The 25,445-nt window shown below is 36.4% G+C and carries 21 protein-coding genes; 4 read left to right on the plus strand and 17 right to left on the minus strand.

What is annotated here, in order from left to right:
• Positions 1–167 precede the first annotated feature (167 nt).
• The 3 genes from IE155_RS11260 to IE155_RS11270 all read left to right on the plus strand — a co-directional run bounded on the left by IE155_RS11260 (position 168) and on the right by IE155_RS11270 (position 2,386).
• A complete protein-coding gene (locus IE155_RS11260; RefSeq protein ID WP_189378360.1) occupies positions 168–518 on the plus strand; it encodes a hypothetical protein in 351 nt (116 codons plus the stop codon).
• 200 nt (positions 519–718) lie between these two features.
• Entirely contained in the window at positions 719–1,864 is a 1,146-nt protein-coding gene (locus IE155_RS11265) for a hypothetical protein (protein WP_189378361.1), read from the plus strand.
• Positions 1,865–2,083: 219 nt separating this feature from the next.
• On the plus strand, positions 2,084–2,386 hold the full coding sequence (locus IE155_RS11270; protein WP_189378362.1) for a hypothetical protein: 303 nt from the start codon (positions 2,084–2,086) through the stop codon (positions 2,384–2,386).
• Between the two features lie 550 nt (positions 2,387–2,936).
• Here the strand turns inward: IE155_RS11270 and IE155_RS11275 are convergent.
• From IE155_RS11275 to IE155_RS11305, 7 genes are all read right to left on the minus strand, one after another.
• Complete coding sequence (locus IE155_RS11275) at positions 2,937–4,898, minus strand: LTA synthase family protein (protein WP_189378363.1); 1,962 nt, start codon at positions 4,896–4,898, stop codon at positions 2,937–2,939.
• Between the two features lie 71 nt (positions 4,899–4,969).
• Positions 4,970–5,641 carry a substrate-binding periplasmic protein gene (locus IE155_RS11280; RefSeq protein ID WP_189378364.1) on the minus strand — a complete coding sequence of 224 codons (672 nt, stop codon included), beginning with the start codon at positions 5,639–5,641 and terminating at the stop codon, positions 4,970–4,972.
• 104 nt (positions 5,642–5,745) lie between these two features.
• Positions 5,746–6,111 (minus strand): diacylglycerol kinase, encoded by a 366-nt coding sequence (locus IE155_RS11285; RefSeq protein WP_189378365.1) that lies wholly within the window; start codon positions 6,109–6,111, stop codon positions 5,746–5,748.
• Positions 6,112–6,114: 3 nt separating this feature from the next.
• Positions 6,115–7,797: a phosphoethanolamine transferase gene (locus tag IE155_RS11290; RefSeq protein ID WP_189378366.1), complete on the minus strand. Its 1,683-nt coding sequence runs from the start codon at positions 7,795–7,797 to the stop codon at positions 6,115–6,117.
• Between the two features lie 10 nt (positions 7,798–7,807).
• Complete coding sequence (locus tag IE155_RS11295; RefSeq protein WP_189378367.1) at positions 7,808–9,412, minus strand: ShlB/FhaC/HecB family protein; 1,605 nt, start codon at positions 9,410–9,412, stop codon at positions 7,808–7,810.
• A 90-nt stretch (positions 9,413–9,502) separates the two neighbouring features.
• On the minus strand, positions 9,503–11,095 hold the full coding sequence (gene eptA / locus IE155_RS11300) for a phosphoethanolamine--lipid A transferase EptA (protein WP_189378368.1): 1,593 nt from the start codon (positions 11,093–11,095) through the stop codon (positions 9,503–9,505).
• Positions 11,092–11,832, minus strand: a complete 741-nt coding sequence (locus IE155_RS11305; protein WP_229817237.1) for a phosphatase PAP2 family protein — start codon at positions 11,830–11,832, stop codon at positions 11,092–11,094. Before IE155_RS11305 ends, eptA begins: the two co-directional genes overlap by 4 nt.
• Before the next feature lie 280 nt (positions 11,833–12,112).
• Between IE155_RS11305 and IE155_RS11310 the strand changes: the two genes are divergently transcribed.
• Positions 12,113–12,679, plus strand: a complete 567-nt coding sequence (locus IE155_RS11310) for a DUF3108 domain-containing protein (RefSeq protein WP_189378369.1) — start codon at positions 12,113–12,115, stop codon at positions 12,677–12,679.
• Positions 12,680–13,027: 348 nt separating this feature from the next.
• Here IE155_RS11310 and IE155_RS17985 read toward each other — a convergent pair whose 3' ends face one another.
• The 10 genes from IE155_RS17985 to IE155_RS11355 all read right to left on the minus strand — a co-directional run bounded on the left by IE155_RS17985 (position 13,028) and on the right by IE155_RS11355 (position 25,401).
• Entirely contained in the window at positions 13,028–13,246 is a 219-nt protein-coding gene (locus IE155_RS17985; RefSeq protein WP_229817239.1) for a GDCCVxC domain-containing (seleno)protein, read from the minus strand.
• The gene (gene merC / locus IE155_RS11315) at positions 13,234–13,623 is read right to left on the minus strand and encodes an organomercurial transporter MerC (RefSeq protein ID WP_189378370.1); all 390 of its coding nucleotides are present in this window, start codon (positions 13,621–13,623) and stop codon (positions 13,234–13,236) included. The genes IE155_RS17985 and merC overlap by 13 nt, the downstream gene beginning before the upstream one ends.
• A gap of 56 nt (positions 13,624–13,679) precedes the next feature.
• Positions 13,680–14,057 (minus strand): MerR family transcriptional regulator, encoded by a 378-nt coding sequence (locus tag IE155_RS11320; RefSeq protein ID WP_189378371.1) that lies wholly within the window; start codon positions 14,055–14,057, stop codon positions 13,680–13,682.
• A gap of 222 nt (positions 14,058–14,279) precedes the next feature.
• Positions 14,280–16,505, minus strand: a complete 2,226-nt coding sequence (locus IE155_RS11325; protein ID WP_229817241.1) for a DUF5916 domain-containing protein — start codon at positions 16,503–16,505, stop codon at positions 14,280–14,282.
• Positions 16,505–17,923, minus strand: coding sequence for a sensor histidine kinase (locus IE155_RS11330; protein WP_189378372.1), 1,419 nt, complete (start codon positions 17,921–17,923; stop codon positions 16,505–16,507). Before IE155_RS11330 ends, IE155_RS11325 begins: the two co-directional genes overlap by 1 nt.
• A complete protein-coding gene (locus IE155_RS11335) occupies positions 17,920–18,597 on the minus strand; it encodes a response regulator transcription factor (protein WP_184424873.1) in 678 nt (225 codons plus the stop codon). Before IE155_RS11335 ends, IE155_RS11330 begins: the two co-directional genes overlap by 4 nt.
• A 602-nt stretch (positions 18,598–19,199) precedes the next feature.
• Positions 19,200–22,400 carry an efflux RND transporter permease subunit gene (locus IE155_RS11340; RefSeq protein ID WP_189378373.1) on the minus strand — a complete coding sequence of 1,067 codons (3,201 nt, stop codon included), beginning with the start codon at positions 22,398–22,400 and terminating at the stop codon, positions 19,200–19,202.
• A gap of 11 nt (positions 22,401–22,411) precedes the next feature.
• Complete coding sequence (locus IE155_RS11345) at positions 22,412–23,695, minus strand: efflux RND transporter periplasmic adaptor subunit (RefSeq protein WP_184424877.1); 1,284 nt, start codon at positions 23,693–23,695, stop codon at positions 22,412–22,414.
• Between the two features lie 54 nt (positions 23,696–23,749).
• Complete coding sequence (locus IE155_RS11350; RefSeq protein ID WP_184424879.1) at positions 23,750–24,967, minus strand: TolC family protein; 1,218 nt, start codon at positions 24,965–24,967, stop codon at positions 23,750–23,752.
• 83 nt (positions 24,968–25,050) lie between these two features.
• The gene (locus IE155_RS11355; RefSeq protein ID WP_138628922.1) at positions 25,051–25,401 is read right to left on the minus strand and encodes a hypothetical protein; all 351 of its coding nucleotides are present in this window, start codon (positions 25,399–25,401) and stop codon (positions 25,051–25,053) included.
• Between the last annotated feature and the right edge of the window lie 44 nt (positions 25,402–25,445).

A 25,445-nucleotide genomic window follows, 5' to 3' on the forward strand; every position in this document is an offset into this window, starting at 1 on the left:
GATATTAATTAATAGAAATCCTCATTAGAGCTTATATAATAGTGTAGTTAGCGGCGGCGAGCTGCTTGTGATCATCTGAACAAAGTGGATTCACTCGTCATAATATTCTCCTTATTTGTGTAAAGTAGAACAGCGTGGTGAGCTGTCATACTGCTAGTGGTATCAGTATGTCTTTCGAAAATGAACACCATCAATCTTTGGATAATATTAAGCGACAAGCGAAACGGCTTGCCAAAACTCTAGATATACCTTTAACTCAAGCTCAGTTTTTGCTTGCAAAACACATCTATCTTGAAAACTCTTTTAGCGATATTAAAACTAAAATTAAGCGTAATGAGTCAACCGGGAGAATGTTTTTAGCGCTTGTTTCTCGAAATAACAGTAAAGAAATACAAACTCAATTTTTGAGTGAGTTTGGCGATATACTAACCTCTATTCATAACAGTCATATAGCTACTGTATATTCAGGTTCTGCAAGGGAGTTATTAATGAATATATTTGTTTTTCCCTCCGAATAAAATAAAACTTAATACTTCCATTTTTGTAAATTCGTCATTATGATAAAGATTGGTTGACTGGACAGCCTGCATCTGCCAAATGCGTTAATTGCATTATAGGGCAAAGTGGATTCATTCAGAAAATTTGTATTTACGTTAGTAGAATGAGCCTCGGCAGATGTTCGTTTTATGCACTTTTAAATAAAGAGAGTAACGTGAGTATGTCTGATAATAATTTACTTAAAAATATCTTCCTGCAAGCAAAACGCGCGTCGAAAATACTTGATATACCATTAACCCAATCTAAAAATTTGATAGCTCAGTCTATCTACCAATGTCACGATTTTAGTGATCTTTGTAGCAAGCTAGACAACTATAGTTTGAAGGCAACTGTTTATCCATTTTGTAAGCTAAATTTACAGTCGGATGAAAACTCTAAAAGCCATATTTTAAAAAATATAGATACTTTGGCAGAACAATTTTCTAGATATCTAGCAGGTCCGTTGAGTCAGTATTCATTGTTGGATCTGATTTGGAAAATATTTGGATTTAAAAATCACGCCCAGCTAGAGGATGCTTTTCCACATTTTTCATTGGAAAATTGGCAACCTTATACATTAGTGTATAAAGATTCTGTTAGTGTTCTTTATCATGATTTTAAAATAAATAGTGTGCCGTTTAGACTACTACTCACAAGAGTTGTAAACGCCGAAATGTTTACTAACAATACTCAAAATGAACTGTTGATTCTTGAAAATGAGCTATCTAAGTTTAAATATACTCCAATACTTTGGCATGATTGGAGTAGTTGGCAAAATACAGTATTTTCTTATTTCAACACTCGTGATCTTTCACAAGCTAGACATGGCAAGTTATTTGATAAGCTAGTTGAGCCTAAAACCAAATCTCAGAAAGAATTCGAACAAAAAGTTTATGAATCTATGCAAATTTTAGCAGATGAATTTGTAGGAACGAGCATTCGTAACTGTGATTTTGACCGAGAGTTTTTATACATCGTAGGTTTTCCTGTTTCTGAACGAGCAGAATTGAAAAACTATACTGAGTTTTATCTAACTGAAAGCCATATTAATAATGGTAAGTGTTTATTGGGAATTGGCGACAATATACTTGCTTTAGAACTATTTGAAGTCGATAGTGAAGGAAAATATACTGGGGATGCTGAAAGTTATTATACAGAGTTATCTGATGTGTTACAGAAATTTGAAGGCGCTACGCGACAGCATGTTCTGATTAATAGTAGACGGTACGAGGCTTATCTGCGACTTACGACTAATGCCGAGTATGTCTTAAATAAAAACTCAGCAATTACATTAGTTGATAACTTTGGTGTTGAGCATTGCGAGTGATTATATTCATAAAAATTATATAATATCTCAATGCTACCGCATTGCCATTTAACCACATTAGTATCATGTTAGGTCATGGCTTTTCATAAATAAATCCTGTTTCTCGAAACTCAGAGTGGGAATCATTCAACTAGTCTACTTATGTGCTTTAAAATAACGTGTAGCTAACTTTAATTGACCATTACATACAGTTGTTAGCTTTTTTGGCAGGAGAAATCAGTGAAAGTTTACGCAGAAAAATTGGTTGAAACAATTGTAGATAAAATTTGTGATGTTTGTGAACAGAGCGTTATGATTGAAGTAAATGAACACAAATATGAAGAATCCGGTGAGTTAAAAGCTAGCTTTGGCTATGGCTCAAATGAAGATGGCAATGTTTACCATCTCGATTTGTGTGAGAAATGTTTTAAAACAGCAATTTATGCACTTAGAGATGAGCGCCGAAGTATATTCATGTTTGATGATAATAAAAATTTAAGGGATGAAAAGTTCGGACTAGATCTAAAACGTTCAGTTAGATAGACAGTCTCCTGTGAGCCTATAATTAGGCGGTCGAGTGTTAAACCTGACTGTGAAGTTTGTGCCATTTACAGACCTTTAGACACTTAACGATTAAGACAACAATGATACGATTGCGGACATAAGCCTTGTTATATCTAGCAACATTTAAATCGATACAAGTCTCCCAGCCTTAGATAATAGAATTGTTTTAAATTTCATCAGAAATCTATAAAGTCTAAAACTCTAATTTGATTAAAAAATACCAAAGCGGACATTAGATTAACATGATTTTAAGTATTAAATTTTTGTAATTCTATGATGCTTTCGGGCACATTACACCGTAGGGTTTATGTGCACTTATTACAAAGTATGGGTACTCTAGAACATAAAGTTCAGTACAGACATTCAGCCTGAATGTGAACAAAGCGAGATCTAAAGTGATGCTTTAGCTTAAGCAATAACTTATCTATTAACTGTATAGGCTTGTAATCAATCACAGTATTTAAAGTGCTGTGATTGATTAATGTAGGACTTAGTAACTAGAACTTACTAAAATGAATAGGTTGTATTTTTAGTCATACAAAGAAGAGTACCACCCGTTTTTATACGCTAAACTGCCCCAGATAACATGAGCTAAAGCAACATCAGATAAATAAACGTTTTCTGCCTTTGGGTTTAATTGATTTTCATTAATATTATATTCAAAATTTAAAGCAGGTTTACTTGGTTGTAATATGGTTACTTCATCATCGATCATATATGCAAAATTTTCTGCGTATTGCATCATTGCTCTGCCTGAAGAGTTTGGATCGGTAAGATCTTGCCCCAGCATAGGTGAATGATTTTCTACGCCCATTAACGATAACAATGTTGGTGCTAAGTCAATTTGACTGACAATTCGCTCATCTGACTTTGGGCCTTTTCCTGAATTTAAAATGACACCGGGTATATGAAAGTTATTGATCGGCACTAAGTCACTGCCTGTTGCTCTTGCATCGTGATCAGCGACTACAAGAAATACGGTATCTTCCCAATATGGTTGCGTTTTCGCTTTGGCTATAAATTTTCCAAGAGCATAGTCAGCATATTGAATTGCTTTATGGCGAAGTAATTCTTTAGGATCATATCGTTGTAGTTGTTCTTCGGTATATTCAATAGGTTTAATAACTCCTTCTGGGATCTCAAAAGGATCGTGATTACTAGAGGTAAATACAAAACTAAAAAAAGGTTTATTAGCTTTGTGTAATTTAGTTAACTCTATATCAGCTTGATTAAATAAATCTTCATCACTGGCTCCCCAAGATGCGACAAATTGTGGGGTTTCAATATCATCAAAATCAACGATATCAGTAAAACCATTCCCCAGAAAAAAGCTTTTCATATTATCGAAATGACTCTCGCCACCGTAAATGAATTGGGTTTCATAGCCATTACGTTTTAATAATGATGCAATGGTAAAGAAGTCTTTTTGAGACTTATCTAGTTTGACTACTGCTCTTGATGGGGTCGGAGTAAACCCAGTGATGACCGCTTCAATACCGCGAACTGAGCGTGTGCCTGTGGCATATAATCGATTAAATGCCCATCCTTGTGCATTTAGTTTGTCTATTTCAGGCGTTATTGGAATTCCGCCTAATGATGAAACATATTGTGCGCCTAAACTTTCTTCTAAAATGATCACAAGGTTTTTGGGTTTGCCTTGGTATGAAGGTGAACGTTTAGCTAGAGTTGGATACTCGCTATCATTAAAGCTACTTCGAATTTGTTTCGTTTCTTGTCTAACTAATTCGATAATTCGCTCATCACTCATTTTACCGTAAAGCTTTGAAGCATTTTTTTCATCGCCAAACTGATTAAGTGCATAAGCAACGCTGTAGGTTGAGTTTAAGGTCAGTGAGTTTATTAATGGGTCTGTTGAAAAGTAGACCAATGCAGGGTTTATTGGTCGATGACCGACTGTACCTCTTGCACACAAAAACAAAACAATAAAAAGCATAAAGAACGAAACGATAGAGATTTTTAAATTGGTATTTGTACCTGCTGGTAGGAATTTTCCTAAGTACTTCCATATAAATTTACTAGCAACAATTAAGGCGGTAAAAACTACGATTAACGTCAGTAAATGACCATTAACTAGCATTTTTGTTACTTCGTCAGGATAAGCTAGATACTCAATAAATAAACGATTAGGTCTAAAACCGTATTCAATTATGAAAGCAGGTGTTGCTAATTCAAAAAATAAGACAGCAATTGCGATAATGAAAAACAAAATTTTTAAACAATTTAACCAGATTAATCTGAATTTAGTAGCAACGAACCAAGGGTGAACTAAAGCTGGTAATGCACATAGGTAGCCGAGCAGACTTAAGTCAATACGTAAACCATTTACGAAGAGTTGAATAAGGCTAGAAGCCGTATCAAATCGTTGAACTTGCCACATAGCTAAACCAAATCTTGTTGCAGCAAGAAATATAATCAATGCAGCAGAAAAAATAATAAATGGTCTTAAAACACTATATACAGAAGCAAACATCGTTGAAAAACTCTCTTAATAAAACGATGTTTACTGTATTTTATGAAACTTAAGATTTACTGAAAGAAAACTTAATTTTTAGCTTTTGATTTGCCAATAACAGATTCTAATGCGGAATTAAAAATTTCTAAATCAAATTTACCCTTAGTAAACGCAATAAATACGGGCAGTTGATACCCTTCTATTTCAAACATGTTGAATTTGTCATTGATATTATTTTTTTCTAATAAGTATTGGCCTACCTTCATACTAGTTAAAACTAAATCTACTCTTTTTGATTTAAGCATTTCAAATAATACTTCATTTGATTGAAGTTTATGAAATTTAGCAAGCTGAAGGTTTTTAGGATGAGTAACATCTTCATGGAAGTTAATTCCTCTATGCACACCAATGACTTTCTGAGAAAAATCTATCGATTCAAACTCAATATTTTTAGGATAAAAAATAGCTATTTTTGTTACGTGTGTTGGTACGGTTGTAAAATCTAAATATTCTTCCCTGTATACCAAGTTAGCTAATGAGAAAAAACAATCGTAGTTATTTTTTTTAATTTCTAACTTGAGCCTTGCCCAAGGCAGGTTTGTAACAGAAATATCAGTGTTTAAATTCTTAGCAAAAGCATTGATGATATCCATATCATAGCCAGTGAAATTACCGCTTTTTGAATCATAGATAGTATATGGGGGATAATGAGTTGTTGCGCATTTTAAAGTTTCTTTTGAGTAAGCAAAAGGTGAAATCATGTTCACCCATAAAATACAGAAGAAAAGTATGGAAATTTTACTGGTGAACTTAATTACTGACATTATCTAACTCTAAATGAATAAATATAACTTTTTCATTTACACTATAGCAATATTGCCACCCAAGTACATACTGCGATAACTAGGCTTATAAAAACTGCCGCAGAGCCTAAATCTTTAGCTAAGCCTGATAAAGGGTGAATTTCTAATCCCACTCTATCAACAACAGATTCAATCGCAGTATTGAGTACTTCTGTAAAAAGGATGAATAAAGTTGAGATGATTAAAATGAGTTGTTCTTTAATTGTTATATCAAGTAAAAAGGTAATTGGGATAACTAAGACTAAAAGTAAAAGCTCTTGTCTAAAAGCAGCTTCGTTTTTTACTAACCAGTTAAAAGCTCTCAGTGAGTTTAAAGTTGCTAAGTAAACTCTTTTTAAACCTTTCGGTTTATTTATATTATCGAACATCAATTATTTGGCTCCAATAGAAGTAGGTTGGTATGCTGATTGAGCAGTTAAACTCGATAGCTTACATTGGTTTAATGGGTTGTTTTGTTCCTTGTAGGTGTCTGACTTCACTGACATTTCATTAAGTAAAATATCAAATATATTGTCGTGAGAAATATTAAGATCACTTACATTTTTTACGCAATCAGCTCTACCTTTCAAGTGTAGTGAATCGGACCAATAGATAAAAGGTACGTGGGTTTGTTCTCTTGGAGCAAAAGCATAAGGCAAGCCATGTAGAAAAACGCCACTTTCACCCAATGACTCCCCATGATCAGAAATATAGAGCATAGAGGTTTCAACATCATTGAGTTCACTTAAGGAATTTAATTCATCTATTACTCTAGATAACACGTAATCGGTGTAGGCTATTGTATTGTCGTAGGTATTTACTAATTCATTTTGGGTACAATTTTGAATATCACTACGTTGGCAATCCGGGGTGAAAATACGGTTTTTTTCTGGGTATCTTCTGTAATAGGTTGGCCCGTGAGAGCCAATCATGTGAAGCACAATTAACGTGTTTTCATGTGTTAACGAAGTCAGCTTCTTTCTTAGTGGGGGAAGTAGTGCTTCGTCAAAACAATACTCTCCATCACATAATGGACTTGTCTTTTTAGTTGCAATCTTTATTGTTTTTACTCGGTTGCATACACCTTTACAGCTACCGTTATTGTTACTAACCCATAATACGTCTGCACCTGCTAAATGAATAATATCAATAGCATTTTGCTGCGAACTTGCTATTCGTTTGTCATAGCTTTCTTTATTTAATCTTGAAAACATACAAGGAACTGAAACGGCTGTTGCTGTTCCACAAGAACTAACGTTTGCAAATGAAACAACATTTAACTTGTCGGTATATTGATTGGTAGGTTTATCATAACCATTAAGTGAAAAGTTTTGAGCGCGAGCTGTCTCGCCTAATACCATGACAGTTACGTGTTTGTTTTGTGTAGGCTTAACAATTTCAGGTTTGGTGTCTAATAAGCTAAATTTTAATGGAGGATATAAGTAGTTCTTCCTAATATATTTGGCTGTTGAATCAATTAATGCATAAGGTGTTAAATAGCCAACAAGATCGCGGTTATTTCTACCGACAGATGCATAGCTAGAATAGAAAACCATCGCTATTAATAATAATACACCAATACTGCCACTGATTAGTTTCAAACGAGCGAATAATTCCCCTATAAATGAGTTATAAGTTAATTGCACTTTTGCGATGAGTATGGAAGGCACAACCCCAAAAAATAAAAAGAAGAAAATAGCAGACAAATTGAAATATGAGAACGCTTCAGCAGTATCGGTTTCAACAGTGTTTTGAATCATGCCGTAATCAAAAACAATACCGTAGTTTATAGTGGCGTAGAATAGTATCGATGATAACAATACGACTAAGATTAAAAACGGCTTAGTTATCCATCTAAAAGCAAAAAAACTTTGTACGATGATTGATAACGACAGTAAGAAAAAAGGCACAGAAATTAAAAACAATCCGTTATATTGATCTAAGGCGGTAATGACAGTTACCGTTTTGGTTAAAAACGGGATATTCACAATAAACGTAATATATAGGCAGGTATAGATTACTAGTTGGTTTGTTGTGAGTTTGAGGTTTTTGATAAAGGGAATAGTGCGGATCACTTTTATGGCCTTAAAATGAATGTTTAGTTGTTATGCGAAACTCAACGCCATTGACATTGGCATCGGAGCTTATTGGTTTAATAATGTCTACATGGATGACTCGTGCTTCACTCGTTTGGGTTGAATAAAATCGGGCACCAAGTCCGATTGATTTCATCCATGAGTTTTTTTCAGAGGTTGCTTCGTGCTGGTTAAAAACTTTTCCTACGTCAATAAACGCAGCACCAGCTACTTCAACCAGTTTGTAAATATTGATATGCGGGTAATAACGCGCTTCAAGGGAGAAAAGCGTACTGTGGTCGCCATGTTGATATTGAAGAGGGTAGCCTCGCAACCCAGTTTCACCGCCTAATACGATTGGAGAGTCTTTAAATTGGTTCTGACTAATTTGGCTTACATTCTTAAAATAGCCGCCCCAATTGTTATTGAATTTGTGAAAATACTCGTTGCTAATATTCAGAAGTATTCTGGATTCTTTGTCTGACGAGTTGTACGTTTCACCTTCAAATGATGCCGTGAAAAACCAGAAGGCATTTTCAAAAATATCTATACCTTTGGAGATATTTGACTGCCAGATAAGCACGGGGGAATTAACTGAACCACTGATGTCTGAGCCTAAACTACCTGTTACATGCCAGCCTAAGTTAAAATCTTCAATACGATTAATTAGATTAACGTTAGTGAGCTTTCTATAATCTTTTTGCAGAAATTCTACGTTCAGAAATGGGTAGTTAAATTCTCTGTTTTCAGGTAGGTATACTGGCGCGTTTAAATTCGTAATATCATGGTTTGAAAATTGATGTGCTTCACTGGTATAGCCAATACCAAACCTTAGTGTATTGGCAGTAGTATCTTTGTGCAGCCATTGCCAGCTTGCCGTAGAAAGTTTTTGTTTATGGTTGTATCGATTAAATTCCTTACCATTTTTGTATTGAGTATCAATCTGATTAAAATTATTGAAACCAATATTAAAGGCATTGTTCGTGTCGAAACTTACAAAGTCTTTGTCTATTGATATGGCTTCTGATGTGCCATCATCATTGCTTGTAAAACGAATACTTGCATTGATGTTGTTGTTTAAAAACAGTGGGAAATGTGACGAAAACTTATATCCACTGCGTTGATCATTGGTAAACGATTCAATTTCCGCATCAATGCCTAAGCCAAGAAAATTTCTATCTTTGATGCCAATGGCATACTTATTTTTTCCGCCCCTTCTGCCAAAATCGACAGTAGGCATTAATGACCAATTATCCCAAGTTTCAATATTTATCTTGGGTGAACTTTCGCTAGCGGTAACTCGTGCATCTTTAATATACTTTTTGCTTCTTAAGTGTCGCTCTAACTCTTGTAAGTCTTGTTCATCAATGTCACATTTTTTTATGAAAAAGGCGGCTTCATTTAGTAAGGTGTTACTTTTGGTTTTTATGTGTAGAAAATTTCCCCAACGATGCAGAAAAATAGTGTCAGGATCTTCTAAATCAAAGATATCGTTAGTGGTCAGTTCAATATTTTCTGTTTGGTTACAGACTTGCTTTTGATCTTCTGCTTTAGAAGTAAAGCTAATATTTAGTAATATGCTGACTATTACAGTGGGAGTAATAATTCTATACATAAAGTCACCTCGTTCAACGTGACTATATGTTAAAGAGCTAAACTTAAGATTGGCTTAGTCCAAACTGATATTTAACCTAAGTTACACTGATTATTTGCTCTGGCTAGGTGAAAAATTTGTGCTTAATACATCAAGGTCTTTTCTATAGATGGGTGATTGAAAATCAAAAGCGCCTAACACAGTATGAAATACATTGAAGTGTGTATGACTTGCGCCTTGTTGTGATAACTCTAGGTCTATTTGCTTATGCGATTGCATCGAATCTGAAGCCCATAACAAAAACGGGATGTTTTTTTGGTAGTCAGGGGCGAAAGAATAAGGTGTTCCGTGCAAATAAAGTCCTTGTTCTCCTAATGACTCACCGTGATCTGAAACGTACATCATGGCTGACGGAATGTTCTGCAAACTCTCAAGTTTGGCGATCAAAGCTGCTAAGAAATGATCGGTATATAAAATCGTATTATCATAGGCATTAATTAATTCTTGAGAAGTACATTTACTAATTTCCTCTTCTCGACAAACTGGCTTAAATTGGTTGAAACTGGCTGTATATCTAGAGTAGTAACTAGGGCCGTGGCTCCCTTTAGTATGCAAAACAATCAATATTTTTTGTTTTGTTGATGATTCAATAGTTTCAATTAAGTTTGTTAATAGAACCTCATCCAATTTACAGCCTTCACCCTTACAACTTGAACGTAAGTCACTAGCTTTAACATAACTGCTTACGTCAATTGCTGGCTCTCCCCAGTTGTTTGTTCTCCATATCACATCAGCGCCATGCCTAGCTAAATAAGTTGGTAATGCTTCAAAATTGGCGACGTTTTCAGTGTGCGACAACATGCAAGCTAAAGAGCCTGTCGTGTAAGTAGTGCATGACTGGGTGTTTTTCAACACTATCAAATTGGACGTTTGCTGTAATTTCGGGTTTGTTTCTCTGTGGTAACCATACAAAGAAAAGTTGTCTGAACGAGCGGTTTCTCCAACCACCAAGACAAAGACCATCTTTTTAGTATTACTAAATTGACCATCCGGTAAAGGCATTTGTCCGTCAGTTGAGTTATTCAGTGAAGCGTAATATCGATTAGTGTTAATGATGTAAGACCAAGGCAATATTTTCCCCCCAAGCAAGCTTGCGTATTTGTCTATCCATAGCCAGCTTGATGCGTTTAAATAGAGGATTACGATTGAAGTTATCAATCCAATAACTCCATTTATCGCGACCTTTCCCCTATCTACTCGATTTACTTTAAGCTTTATATAAAAATAAGAAGGAATTAAGCCGATAAATACTATAAATAATAAAAGTTTAAAGGTAATAAGTTCAGATGATTCAGAGTACTCAGTATTAAATATATTGCCCATCATGGTTTTATCTAAAACCACTTGGTAATTAGCCATATAGTAAATTGCAATGGCATTAATTATCGCGGTCACACCAAAGAATATTTTAAGTAAGATAGGAGAAATTAACGCAACAATGGAAGCGAATGTAAAAGTAAAGGTAAAAGCGATGAGGAACACAGAAAACAAAATGACAGCACCACTGGCACTTAATACATCTGTATTTTCTACAACAAAAGAAAACAAAACTAGATTGAAAAAAATTGTATTTACTATGCTAGTTATGAGCACATAATTACTGGCTTTCATCATTAAGAATAATGACTTTAATTTTAATATCATTTTAATAATAGTGCTTTCAGAGAAACGTAGGTGCCGACCGTGCCGCTAACAATTATCGCTACCCACACTATAAATAATGCAGGGGTTTCACCGCTAACTGTTAAATAAAGTAATAGCGCACAAAAATTAAGAATAAAGTACCCAAGATAAATAGGCTTAGTCACTGCCCAGCTCCACCATTTTGAGTAATAGCGACTTAAATACTCACCGCTCATCCCTGCCATACCACCCAATAAAGCGCCTAAGAGTAAATCAGCAGGCCAATGAGCACCAACGGCAACTCTTGAAATAGCCGTGATGGTTGCGATAAACAGTAGCATGGCTGTTACAGAGTTTCTTAAATTCGAATGATGTTTATCCTGCTTCAAATACACAAAAATAAGTGCTGACATAGCAGTAAAAATTGTAATGGTATGCCCGGAAGGAAAGCTTGTGTGTGCAGCTAAAGTGCGGCCAATAATAGTAAACTGGTCATGCCCCAATACTGCTGCTGGTCGGGGAATTGCAAAAAATGCTTTTCCTACATGACTGATAATAAATGCAAATGGCACTGAGCCAAACATTGCAGCCCATGCTTTAACGCTAAATAAACAAATGAATGAAAGCAAAGGAACGAGAATTAACGCATCGCCTAAATAAGTAACGTTATGCCAAAAGTATTGAGGTAAAAACTGGAATGCTTGATTACCAAAAATGAATACTTTTAATTGGCTGGCTATATATTGATCTTTGTTCAACGCAATGCTTGAAACTAATGCCGAAAATAATAAAAAAAAAAGCGAATGGCTTCCAATAAAGTGATTTGTTGGAATGAACGTTTATTTTGTAAAGTGCAGGCTTAATTAACATAAATCACCTCTAGATTGATGAGATGATTTTATGAACTGAAACTTAAGTATCGCTTAGTGAAAACTGAAATTTGGCAATAGATGCACTTTTAATTTGACCAAACACACATGTTGCGGATACAAGTGATACAAGTCGTGACGTTAAGTATTGTTTTAGGAAGAAAATATAATGAATCTGCCAGTAAAGCGCGTGTTTTTCTCCTTGATAATGTTCACTTTATGCCTATCGGTTGTAGTAGCAAAAGAAAATATAGATCCAAACGCAATAACTGGAGGTAATCAATTAGTACAGTACACAGCGAACTATAAAATACTTCGTAAAGGGAAAGAGTATGGTAAAGCTACTCGAACCCTAATTCGCACAAATGGAGTATATAAATTAGAATTGACTTCAAAAGCATCGGCGTTTTTTTACAATATTTTTACTAAACAAACGAGTCAATTCACATTGTATGATAATGACTTTTACCAAATAAGTTTTAAAAGTTTAGACGATAGAAGTTTTAAAAAAGCGAAACGACAAACAATACTTTTTGATCATAAAAAAAATATTGTTGTTGGTGATAGCGAAGGAAATGGTTGGCAAAAAAACTTGCAAGCTAAAACGTATGACCCACTTTTAGTTTTTGAAATATTGAGGTTAAATCTGAACAGTAAAAATTTTGACACAAACTATAAAGTATATGATGACGCAAAAATTAAAGATTACCTTTTCGTAAATGAAGGAACAGAGTGATTAGCACTGATGTTGGCGAGCTAGAGTGCGTGAAGGTAACAAGAGTACGTAAAAATAGCACTAGAAAAACAACGCTTTGGTTTAGTGAAAAGTATAGTTTTATTCCCGTTAAAGTATTGCAGAAAAAAGATGGTGAGGAAGTCGCAACAATGATTATAAACTCGATAGAGTTAAATAATCTGTAGTAGTTCATATTTAATCTGACACTTTGGATTTAGGTTTCGACTTAAGCTGACAGGCAGCATTAAGTAACAAGCGACGTCGACCAGCGCTAAACGGCGGAAGAATACACATAACAGCCGTTCAATTATCACATGAGCTAATTCCGTTTTGTGCCAGAAACAGACCTTAAGATTTATTGCAGCAACTGCTTCCTTTTTGAATAGGTGGGCATTTAAGAGTCCCGTAAGAGCAATAAACGCAACAATCACCTTTTAACGGCTTGAGTAGCGCTTTGCATCCTTCACATTCGTAATACCACTGGCAAGCGTTTGTAGGCATGGTCTCGACCTTACTAAACCCGCATTCGGGACAAGTAATCTTAGATTCTAATTCTATACCTTGCATACGGGTTCCTTAACTGGCTTAACGATATCCAACACTGACATAAATATCATCCATGTGATCCCAAAGTAAAATAAGTAAGTGCTCCAATCGTATTGCCACAATGGATAAAGGGTCATCAATACTGCAATTGGGCCAATTACACTTAATATACCTCTTACCACATACTTATGTTGATACCAGTTGTACGAGTTTACCAATAAAGCGAGTGCAGCAAACAATGGTAATAAAGTATTAACTGCTATTCCTTCAAAATGAGATAGGAAACCAAGCCCTAAAGCTGATGCTAGTGAACCCAGTGCTGGAAAACATGCTGTGCAGCTAAGTGCGGCTAGCCAAACGCCTCCAGAGCCTACTTTATCAAGAATTTTATTAATCATAACTACCTCTAGTTTTGAGGTAGTTTAAACTCCGTACATAGGTACGGAGTCAACAGCTAGCTGAGCGAATTTATGATTGGGCATGAGTTGGGGTCTTGATTGGCTTTACAAGAATTTGTCATATCTTGAATCACTTGCTCTAACCGCTGTAAATCAGCAATCTTCTTCCTAATTAACCTGAGTTTCTGTAATCCCATAGACTCGACATCAGCACAGCTTCCACTTAGCGACATAAGCGAAGCGATTTCATCAAGTGTAAAACCCAAAGCTTTAGCTTTTAATATGAATTTAAGTTGATTGACATGTGTGTTGTCATAGATGCGATAACCACTATCAGGCTTTAGTGGCTGTACAATAAGTCCTTTACGTTCATAGAATCGGACTGTTTCTATGTTAATGCCTAGTTCTTTAGCCAGCTTTCCAATGGTTTTCATAAGCAGATTCTCTTAAACAACTAGCATCATTTTATCACTATTAGGCAAAAGCTGAACTTCCGTTAATCTCTCTTATCAGCAGTTGGTAAGAAGAGCTTTGAACTCACAGCACAGAAGAGACAGTCAGAATTAATTTAGCTCTCCTATATTAATTTGTCAGATTAAATGGTGACTAATCCAAATAATCACTCAATTAGTAAAGTCGAGGGTGATTCAAGTGATTTAAAAATGTAGCCTCAACTTCGCGAAGATATTATGCGCTTCTTTTGATTCAATCGCTTTTTTGTAGAGATTTCTTTTACCAAACTTAGCAATGTCATCTTCAAATTCTCCGCCAAAACCATAGCTTAAATAAAAGGCGGTGAGCTTACTAAACGAATACTTGTATCGCAGTTGAAACGCATTTTCTGCAAAAGAAAAGTCACCTGATTCATCGGTTTGTATAGCCTTGCCATTAGAATCTACTTGATAATTTGCAAGGTGCTTTGCTTTACCGATCACTGATTCTAATTTTATTCTTATTTCATGATTATCCGTTATTTGGTAATTCGCGCTGACCTCAAACCCTTGCTCAGTAAAATCAAACTCATCAATAATGTTTCCTTCATCCCACTCTAGCCAACTGTCACTATTGTATTGCGACATAGTAAATGAAACATAGAGATTGTCATTGAACTGTTGTTCAATGCTGCTTTGTATATTATAAAAGCGGCCAGAAAACCCTTCTGTGCCTAATTCAAATTGGAAATCAAATTTTCCCCAAAGGTATTCTGGTGAGCTAACTTCTAATTCGGTTATGTAAAATGATGGCAACCATAAAGAATTATAACCGCGAGTCAGGAAGTCATCATAACCTGATGAGCCATGTTCAATAGAAAATTGATACTCGAATTCATCTTCTGTGACAAATTCAATACCAACCCCGTATATAAGTGGTAACTTTTCATCTTGAAAGTTGGTCTTTATTTCTGACTCTACGGAAAAAGCAATGTCTCTAATTGACCATAGGCTTAAGTTTGGAATTTGATATTGATACTCATATTCAAACTGTTTTCTATTTACTCGTTTGACGTAACCTATATCATTAAGTTGTAGGTGCTCTCCGTAACTAAATAAGCTAAACTCATGGCTATGATTTATTGAAAACTCAGAGCTGCCTGTAATCCACCAACCAATGTCATTTATTGGTAAAGTTTGCTGCTCAACTCTCGAATTTATAATACCGATATTAAACTCTGTACTGTCTGAAAACGTATATATAAAGTCGGTTGATAATATCTGTGCTTGTCGTTCAACGCTGGGAGTTGAAACGTTATTTAAAGAAATACCTAATTTATTCTCGCCTAAATAATATTGCCCTCGCATTAGCCAAAAATCTCGCCCGGTAGAGTTGTTATCCAACGAACTTTCAAAAGCTGACATTAGCCCTAAAGCAAAGTTATCGTTGGCATAGGTGTATTTAAGTGCTGCATCAAGGTCGCTGGAATAATCGTCATCATAATATGCATCCCCGCCAATTCTTGGCGTATGCACTATTCTGAGTGTTTCAGGCCCTGATACATCAAAGATGCTCTGATTTTCATTAAAAAAAGGTCTTTTCTCGGTGAAAAAACTTTCGATAGCGGAAAAGTTAACAACGAGTTCATCGGTTTCTACTTGTCCAAAGTCTGGGTTAAGCGTGACGCTTATTTGTTGGTTTTTTGTGGGTTTCCAAAATATTTCAGCGCCAATATCCGCAGATTCATCGTTGTTAATAATATCTCGATTAAGTGAAATGTGAGGGTAAATATCAAAGCCTGAATGACTTTTAACAACAACATTGTGTTTGGAAAAAAGTTGTAAAAAACTATTCATAGTCGAATTGGCGGGAATAGATGCATAAGTCGAATTACTGGCTTCATCTAAGCGGCTAATTGCTAAGCCAAATTGGTTTTGCTTTTGAATGCTAAAAGACATTGATGACCAAGGAATAAATATTTCTGCTGTCCAAAAATCATCAGAAACATTAACGGCATATTGCCATTGAGCACTCCAGTCCAGATCTAATTCTTTGTCTTGTTTATAAATACCGTCAAAATAGTTGCCCTGATGGTTAATTGAAAATACATAGCTAGTCTGGCCTGAATTATCCATGTCGAGCATTACTTGGAAGTGGTCATTGGTAAAAATCTTGTCATTTTCCTGAGTTCTTAACCTCAGTTTGTTCTTTTTTATTGCCGTTAAAGCTATATATATTCCTTTCTCAGAAGTAATAAATTTATAAGAAAAGTTGTTATCTGATTTTCTAAAAGTTTGAGGCGAGACTTGGTAAGTTTCGACAAGATTAGTCGTTTTTTGCCAAAACTCTTCGTCAAGTAAACCATCGACTGTAATATCGCGATCAGCCCCTTTACTAATGAAGCTCACCAATAGCATTAATAAAACAAATAGATAGATAAGCGCTTTCATTAAATAACGAGGGTGAAAGTTATTTGTTTGTCTGGACCAAGTGACACGGAGATAGAAGCGCCTAACCTTTCACAATAAGACTTAACTATTGCCAACCCTAGGCCATATCTTTGTGTAGAAGTTCTTGATGAATCTTGCTGCCAAAGTGGTTCAAAAAATCGGTTGAGATCTTCCTCGTTGCAACCATTGGCGCAGATATTAGAAACTTGAACTACCGTACTGTCTTTGTCTTCTGAAATTTCAACGATTACAGGTGAGTTGTCTGGACTATAGTAAAAAGCATTATTAATTAGGTTCGATAATATAGTATCAAGGGCAACTTTATTTGTTCTTACTGTATAGCCATTTGGGTTTTTTATGAAAGATATTTCTCTATTATTTAGGTTTTCTCTTTTTAATGTATCTTCAATTAGCTGCACTAGATTGATATCTGATTTATCTAGATCTGTTGTCGTACTGCTTTTTTGAAGTAGTAAAATTCCATTAACTATATTTTTAAGCCTAGTGGATATTTGTTGAACATCAGAGGCTAACTGGCTGGTGATTTGCTCTTCATGTGGAAACTTAATGGCAACTTCACTTAAGCTGAGTAACTCCGCAATAGGGGTTTTGAGTTCATGTGCGATATCTGATGTTACCCGTTTTTCTCGTTTATAAAGTTCGTGAGTTTCCATAATAAATTGATTTACCGCGCTAGCTGTAGGTAGTAATTCTTCTGGAAGTTGGTCGGTAGGAACTTTTATTTGCTCGGAGTTAAGATTAATTTCTCCTAATTGACTATTAAAATTATCGATTGGCTTTAAGCTTTTATCGACAACTACAGAGACTATTTTTTTTGTTGTGAATACCGCTAGTAGAGAAACAAGAATAAAAATAATATCCACGTACCAAAGAATATAGTTTAACTCTTCTGTACTAAGGGCATAGGCAAATTCCATAGGTTGTTGTGTTTTTGCAAATTCATCTCTAGAGATACCGAGTTTCTCTCTTACATCAGAATCAATTTGTGGTAGGAATTTGGTGAAAATCATCCTACCACTGCGTCCATCTGGCAGAGTAATATTTTTAAACTTAGACTCCCCAAGGTTAACCGTTAGTCTGGGTAGTTCATTGACTTCAAAAAGCGCTAAAGTGTCAGATTTTTCAAATACCTTATTTTTGTGCCAAAGCTGATAATATTCAGGATTTTCTTTACCTTCAAACTCAGGCATAAACTCACCCGCAAAATCAAAATCAACCTCTTGCTCGTCTTCTTCGACCAACGTTTCGAGCAAACTAGCTTTGTTAGTCATTGCACGATCAAATTCACTACTGATCCACGTGTCAACGCTTATATCTGTTGCTAGCAGAATAGAAACCAAGAGTATTGATATCGAAATTGATAAATAGCGGCTGAGCTTCTTTTTAATAGAATTCACAAATCACTCTCTACGAAATAACCAAACCCGCGTTTAGTTTTAATGGGCAAATCGAACCCCAGTGCTTTCACTTTTTTTCTCGCTGACGATAAATGTGCTTCGATAGAATTTTTAGCTACAGCATCATATTGCCCCGCTAAATATTCGCTAAGCTTTTCTGGTGAGATAACTTTACCTTGATTAGAAAAAAGGCACTCAACAACTTTATATTCATTCGGTGTTAAATTAGCGTCAGTCCCTCCGCACTTTAGCTGTTTTAAATGAAGGTCTAATGAAATAGCACCAATATTTATACTACTATCATTAACGTTTAAACTGCCGCGTCGCATTAGGCACAGCAAACGAACATGAAGTTCATCAAAAGAAAAAGGTTTAGTTAAATAATCATCAGCGCCATTAAGTAAGCCGTCCACTTTATCTTCGGTTAGATCTTTAGCAGATAATATTAATACCCTAATATCTTTATTTGCTTGACGAATTGCCTTTAAGATAGCAGTACCGCTAAGGGTAGGAAGCATAAGGTCGAGTATCAGCAATGAATAATTACCTGCTAACGCCATACTTAGCCCCTCAGAACCATCACCAGTGTCGTCAACGGTGAAACCAAGGTTGGATAGGCCAACCCTTAAACTTCTTCTTAGCGAGGTTGAGTCTTCTATAATTAAAACTTTCAACGTTTGGATTACCTAACAAATAAATATTATTTAACTTAAACTATTAAACTTAAGATTAGCTGAATTTATACTTAATTTTATTAATTTTATTAATTTTATTAATTTTGAGGATTGATTTAGCTCATAAGCTCGGCAAGAGTGAAGATTAGTTCTATCTCGGTAGGGGGCGATTGTGCCTTCGACTTAATCTTATATTTATTCAAAATTAAATGATTCTAATGTCTGCTTTGGGGGGCGATATCTAACGCAATGCAAAAGTTGTAGTCATAATTTTAGTTGTGAATGAGCTAGTTTCAGGTGAAAACGGAAGCTTTAGAATCTCTGCTCTGCTGCTATAAACAAGCTAATTACTGTCATTAAAAGCTTAACGGTCACTGTCTGTTTCTCGCTCTAGAAGTTTCCCTTAAAGTATTTGCATTTACTCGTTAAGGGGCAGGAGCGAGTCAGAAGTTAACTCGCCAATGGACAATTGTGAGTTAGAACAAATGTGTGCTTTGTGCCATTAAGAGACCTTCAAGGTACTTTTAATCTGCGTGTAGAACGTTTCTATATGACCTTTTGAATAGCCCCGCGCAAAGGATGAATGGGGCTATATCGAGTTGCTAAGACCTAATCTCTTTTAATTTTCCTTTAGAAAATAACTGATATAGGCTTGGTACAACAAATAACGTGAGTAATGTTGCTGTAATTAACCCACCAACAATAACGCTTGCTAGGGGGCGTTGAATTTCCGCGCCAACCCCATTAGACATTAACATCGGAATTAGCCCTAACGCTGAGGTGATTGCGGTCATTAGCACAGGTCTTAACCGGGAAGTAGCCCCGTCAAATATTGCATTAGTAGTTTCCAAACCATCTTGAATACGCTGGTTAATACTTTCAACCATAACCACACCATTTAACACGGCAACACCAAATAGTGTAATGAAGCCAACGGAGCTTGGCACGGACAAGTATTGCCCAGACAAATATAAGGAGAAAACACCGCCGATAACAGCTAATGGGACATTAACTAAAATCAACATTGCTTGACCAACTGAGCCAAATGCGAAGTAAAGCAAAAGAGCAATTAGGGTTAAAGATAGAGGAACCACTATAGCTAACCGTTGTTGTGCTCGTTGTTGACTTTCAAATTGACCACCGATGGCAACAGAGTAGCCAGCAGGTAAATCGACTTTCTCGGCGATTACTTGTCTGATATCGGCAACAACACTGCCCATATCTCGATTCTGTACGTTGGCTTGGATAACAACACGTCGTTGCACATCATCTCTTCTCACTTGCGGAGGGCCTGACTCAAAAGAGATTGTTGCAACATCACCAAGACGAACCCAAGCCCCTGTTGGAGACTGAATGCGAATATCAGAAATAGCTTCTTTATTACTACGATATTCTTTTTCTAAACGCACATATATATCATAACGCTCATTCCCGTTGATGATTTGTCCTGCTTCAACTCCACCTATACCATCTCGTATCACTTCCATTATATCACCGACCGATAGGCCAAAACGTGAAAGCTCTTGTCTGTTTGGCTTTACAACTAATTGAGCTTCACCAGCTATTTGTTCAAGCGCAACATCTCTAGCGCCTTCAACTTCTTTAATTGCCGATTCTATTTCTTGCCCTTTAACTGCCAATTGATTGAGGTCTGGCCCAAACAGCTTTATCGCTAGTTGTGCTTTTACACCAGATAGTAACTCATCTACACGGGTGGCAATTGGTTGAGAAAAGTTCAGTAAAAGTCCCGGAAACTCTTCAAGCGATTGTTCCATTTTGTTTTGCAGTTCATAACGGTTTGAAGCACTGGTCCACTCGGATACAGGTTTAAGTCCGATATAAATCTCGATGTTATTAACTGGTTCAGGATCGCCGCCAATATCAGGTCGCCCGATACGGCTTAGCGCATAAGTAACTTCAGGAAATGCCATCAATTTTTCTTCTAATATAGGTGAAACCATCAATGCAGTATCCAAACTAGAAGAAGGAGCAAGAGTCGCTCTTAAGTTAATTGTCCCTTCTTCTAACTCTGGAACGAATTCAGTGCCTATGTAGGGTACGATTGAAAAAGCAGAGATAACCATAATTAGCGATGCCACAACAATCAATTTAGTGCGTTTAAGTGCAAACTTAAGTCCTTTTCTATAAAGTAAATCTAAAGGTTTAAGGACAAAACTTTCTCTTTCTTTTACGCCTTTTTTGAACATGTAGGTAGCGAGCGCTGGTACGATGAACAAGGCAACAACAATAGCTGAAATGATGGCTAGAATAATACTAATTGCCATTGGCTGGAATAATTTTGCTTCGACACCTTCAAAGCTAAACAAAGGCAAGAATACAACTAAAATGACAGAGGCAGCAAAAAATACTGGGCGAGCCACTTCTTTGCCTGCTTCTTTTAGTCGTAACTCGATACCATGATCATCTTTTTCTATTGCAAAGGGATCAGTATCATCACTAGGAACACGTGCTTCTACACTTTGTTGGTGTGTTGAATCAGGGTGATTTAAATGTTTAAACATATTTTCAACCATGACCACTGAGCCGTCCACAAGCATACCAATTGCTACCGCAATGCCACCTAGTGACATAAGGTTGGCAGAAATTCCCCACCAAGCCATGATCATTAGTGCAATACCTACCGATATTGGAATAGAAATAAGAACAAGAAACGTTGCTCTTAAATTCATTAAGAACAGTGCAAGCACGATACAAATAAAGATAAAGGCAAGTGCTAGTGCATTGACTACAGTACTGACAGCTTGTTCGATTAAATCAGCTTGATCATAGAAGGGTTCGAATCGAACACCTTTAGGTAATGCCTGATTGATTAGTGGAATTCGTGCATTAATACCATCAATGGTTGCTTTTGTATTGGACCCCATACGCTTGAGTACAATACCTGATACAACTTCACCTAGGTTTTCAACTTTTCCTTCAGACGTTCTACGGGTCATAGTGACCGCACCTTGCCGAATTTCACTACCTAGTTCAACTTTGGCGACGTCAGAAACCGTCACAACAGTACCATCTAAGGTTTTTACAGGTACTTGCTTAATATTATTAATGCCTGCTTCACCACTTTCGAACCAGCCAGTTCCTCGAATAACAAGTTGCTCTTGTCCTCGGTTCATATACCAACCGCCAACGTTGGCATTGTTACTATCAAGTGCTTTTACGATATCTTCTTGCGACAATCCATATGCAAGGAGCTTAGAGGGAGCTACGTTCACTTGATATTGCTTAACATTACCTCCGAAAGATAAGACATCGGTGACACCATCCACAGGCATAATCAGCAATTTAATTATCCAATCATTGAGGCTTCTGAGCGCCATTGAGTCATATTCTGAGTCTTTATCTGACACGAGCAAGTATTGAAATACTTGTCCTAACCCAGAAGTATTTGGTCCCATTTCAGGCGTACCTACACCGTCAGGTATCAACTCTTTTGCCGCTTGCAGCCTTTCAAATATGAGCTGCCGTGCAAAGTAGATATCAGTCCCTTCTTTAAAGACCACAGTAACGCCAGACAGCCCTGTTTTGGAAATTGAACGAACTTGTTCCACATCAGGCAAGGCATACATGACCGCCTCAATCGGATAAGTAATGAGTTGTTCCACTTCTTCTGCTGCAAGCCCCGGCGCTTCTGTGTTAACCGCGACTTGAACATTGGTTACATCAGGGAAAGCATCTAAGTTTAGTTTTGGGATCACCATTATTGCGCCAACAATAGTGGCAAATAAGGCAATCAATATAAGGAGTCGGTTGTTTACAGACCAATCTATAATTTTATTAAACATAGCGGCTCTCCTTAATGGTTATGCGGATCAAATCCGCCTTTAGCTATTTCAGAAGCAACAAAAAACGCTCCTTGAGTGACCACACGAGTACCACTTTCTAAACCAAATATTTCTCTGAAATTACCTAGAGAACGACCTAACTCAACCTCTGTCGCTTTGAATTCACCGGGATGATCCTCAACAAATACGGTCCAATCTCCGTCCGCACTTCTAATTAGCGCTTCTTCTGGAACGGCCATAACTTTTTGTTCAGTGGCAAATTGAAAATATACTTTAACAAACATGCCTGAATGGAGATTGTCATCTGCATTATTAACACTTAGGCGAATGATTCGAGTTCTAGTGATGGGATCAATCGTGTGGGCTTCCTGAATAACTTTTGCCTTATAATCCTCTCCTTCTAATTTAACTATTGCCGGAGAGTTGATTGATAGATTGAGCTTTTTGTTGGGTGATACTTTAGCTTCCACCCACAGCTTATTTTCATCTGCCAAAAGCATGATAGTATCACCCGCATCGACTCGTTGGCCTTGGGTGAAGTCATCTTGTAAAACTACTCCTTCTCGCTGAGCTACTAGCGAATATTGGCCAAACGAAGTTATGTCTTTATTTGATATGTCTTTTATCGCTTTTTCAGTTAACCCTAGTGCGATAAGTTTTCCGTATGTGGCGTTAAATGTGGTTTGAGCCTGAAGTAAACGACTTTCACTTACTGTTTTGTTGCCTAATTTCTTTACTCGCTGCCATTCAGTTGACGCAATCAAGTAGTCAGCTTGAGCTTGAGCCATTGCTTCACTAAATAGGGTGACCAGCTTTTGTCCTTTTTCTACGTGTTCACCGAGTGCAGTATGTCTGCTTATTATCACTGACTCGGTACGGGGAGAAACGACATAGCTGCTATAACCATCTACTTTGACCTCTCCGGGCGCATAGATTGTACTGAATTGATAATCAGGTCTTATGCTTTGAACTTTAATATTGGCTAGTGACATTTTTTGAGGGCTTAGAGTAATACCTTCTTCATGTTCCTCTTCAGTTTCTTTATTTTTGCTCTCTTGGTCGTGACCATGTTCGTCATGTTCTGTGTCTTTTTCAGAATGGTTGCCTTCATTTTCCTGATGGCCTTCTTCTACATGATTTTCTTCACTTTCCGAGTGTTTATGTTCTTTGGGTTTTGCTGTTACAGGGTCAATTGTATTTACTTGTAGAGCATACACTTCACCGCTTAATGTCCCACCTAAAAAAAGTCCACTAATTAGTATTGCTAATATTTTTTTGCTAAATAATGTATTCATTTTTTTACCTATATTCTTTTAAAGTTTAAGATTTCTAATTGCCGTTTTAACTGATTAAATCTTGAACTTAGATAATTGACCCATGCTCCAAATGAAGGCTATTTCAGAGAGTCTAAATTGTTTTTCTAGTTGAATGCCTGAGTGCAATCCATCAGCTCTTTGGCTCAACGCTATTAGATAGTCTGAAGTATTGATGTCTCCAGCCTCCCAACGAGCGTTTAGCAACCTCGCGCTATTATCAATTCGGTTTTGTATAAGGTTTTGCCATCGCTGATAGTATTTTTTACTGATCATGAGGGATTCATAGTTGGCCTGAGCTTCAAAAGAGCGTTTTCGATAAATGGATTGGAAATAAGCTTCCGCAGCAACGGCTTCTGAATATGCCGCTTTAGTAGTATCGGAATAGTTATTTCTGATATTCAAAGGCATAGAGAATGTTAAGCCAACGATATTATCGTCACTATTTTTTCCTGCGCTAATCCCTATGGTGGGATTAGCTTTATTCTCTATGGTTGTTAGTTGTGCTTTAGCTTGTTGCTCTTTCCATTTTGCTTTAGCCAATTGTACTTGGGGGTGTTGTTCAATCCATTCAGCTTTGTATGAATAGTTTTCAACATCGAAATCAATAGAGGTTTTACTGGCTAACTCTGGTGTCCAATCAGGCAGCAGCTCTTTAACTTTAACCTCAGCATTTTTTAGCTCTATTTGATATTCAGCTATTTCACTAAAAACTTGAGACAAGTTTAAGTAAACCAGCTCAGCATCTAGAGGCTCAAGTATTCCCGCCTTTTGTTTGTCTTCCACAATACTAAGTAAGGTTTGCAGTTGACTTTCTCTCTCAGTAGAGAGCTGTGCAGCATCTTTCGCTGATTGCCAATTTGTCAAAGCAATTAACGCATCGGCCTTTTTTGAATCGATTAAATTCAATAAGTGCTGCTGGCTGGCATAAAGAGTTATCTCGCCAATTGACGTATTGGCAGAGCGTTTATCCCAAAAATCAATGGTCTGACTCAAACCGATTGAATAGTTATTAAAATCACCTTCTTTCTCAAAACTTGCGTCAAACTCAGGGTTATATATTGCCTGAGTTAAGCTTTTTGCATGATGATTGCTTGCGATTAACAACTCTCTTGCTTCAATTATTTCGGGATCTTTATTTATTTGTGTGTCTAACCACGACTCACTTTTTTGCTTGCTGTAAGCGGCATATGAAATACTTACAAGTAGGCAGAATGACAGGCAAGTGCCTGTATTTTTTATATATTTATACATAAGACTTCTTAAATTTTAAGTATTAATCATCTCTCATTTACCGATTTTTTAATCGATAAATGGACGGTCATAAATTTAGAAATTTAAGAAATAGGGGGGCGTAATATAGCGTCTAAAAATTCTTTTGTTTGATCGAATTGATAAGGTATTAGGTTGTTGTTATATAACTTTGTTGCACTATTTGAATTGCTAATTAATATCCAAGATAAGTGGCTGCCGCTACAGTGACCACAGTGATGACAATCCTTGATATCATGAGGTTCATCATCAGCGTTTTCATTTAAAATATCGCGATCATTTTTATGGTCATGTTGAGTTTGCAGGTGCTCTACATCGATTTGATGATTCTCAGAAGTTGCAGACGCAATAGAGCTTATCGATTGTAGAACAATCGAAAGAACTAATATTATCCTTAAAGCAACAGTGAAATTCAAAATAGACACCCATAAAATTGTGAGATAAAACTATAACAAGAAGC

It is taken from the genome of Thalassotalea profundi (assembly GCF_014653195.1).
In the GTDB taxonomy this organism is placed as follows: Bacteria; Pseudomonadota; Gammaproteobacteria; order Enterobacterales; family Alteromonadaceae; genus Thalassotalea_B; species Thalassotalea_B profundi.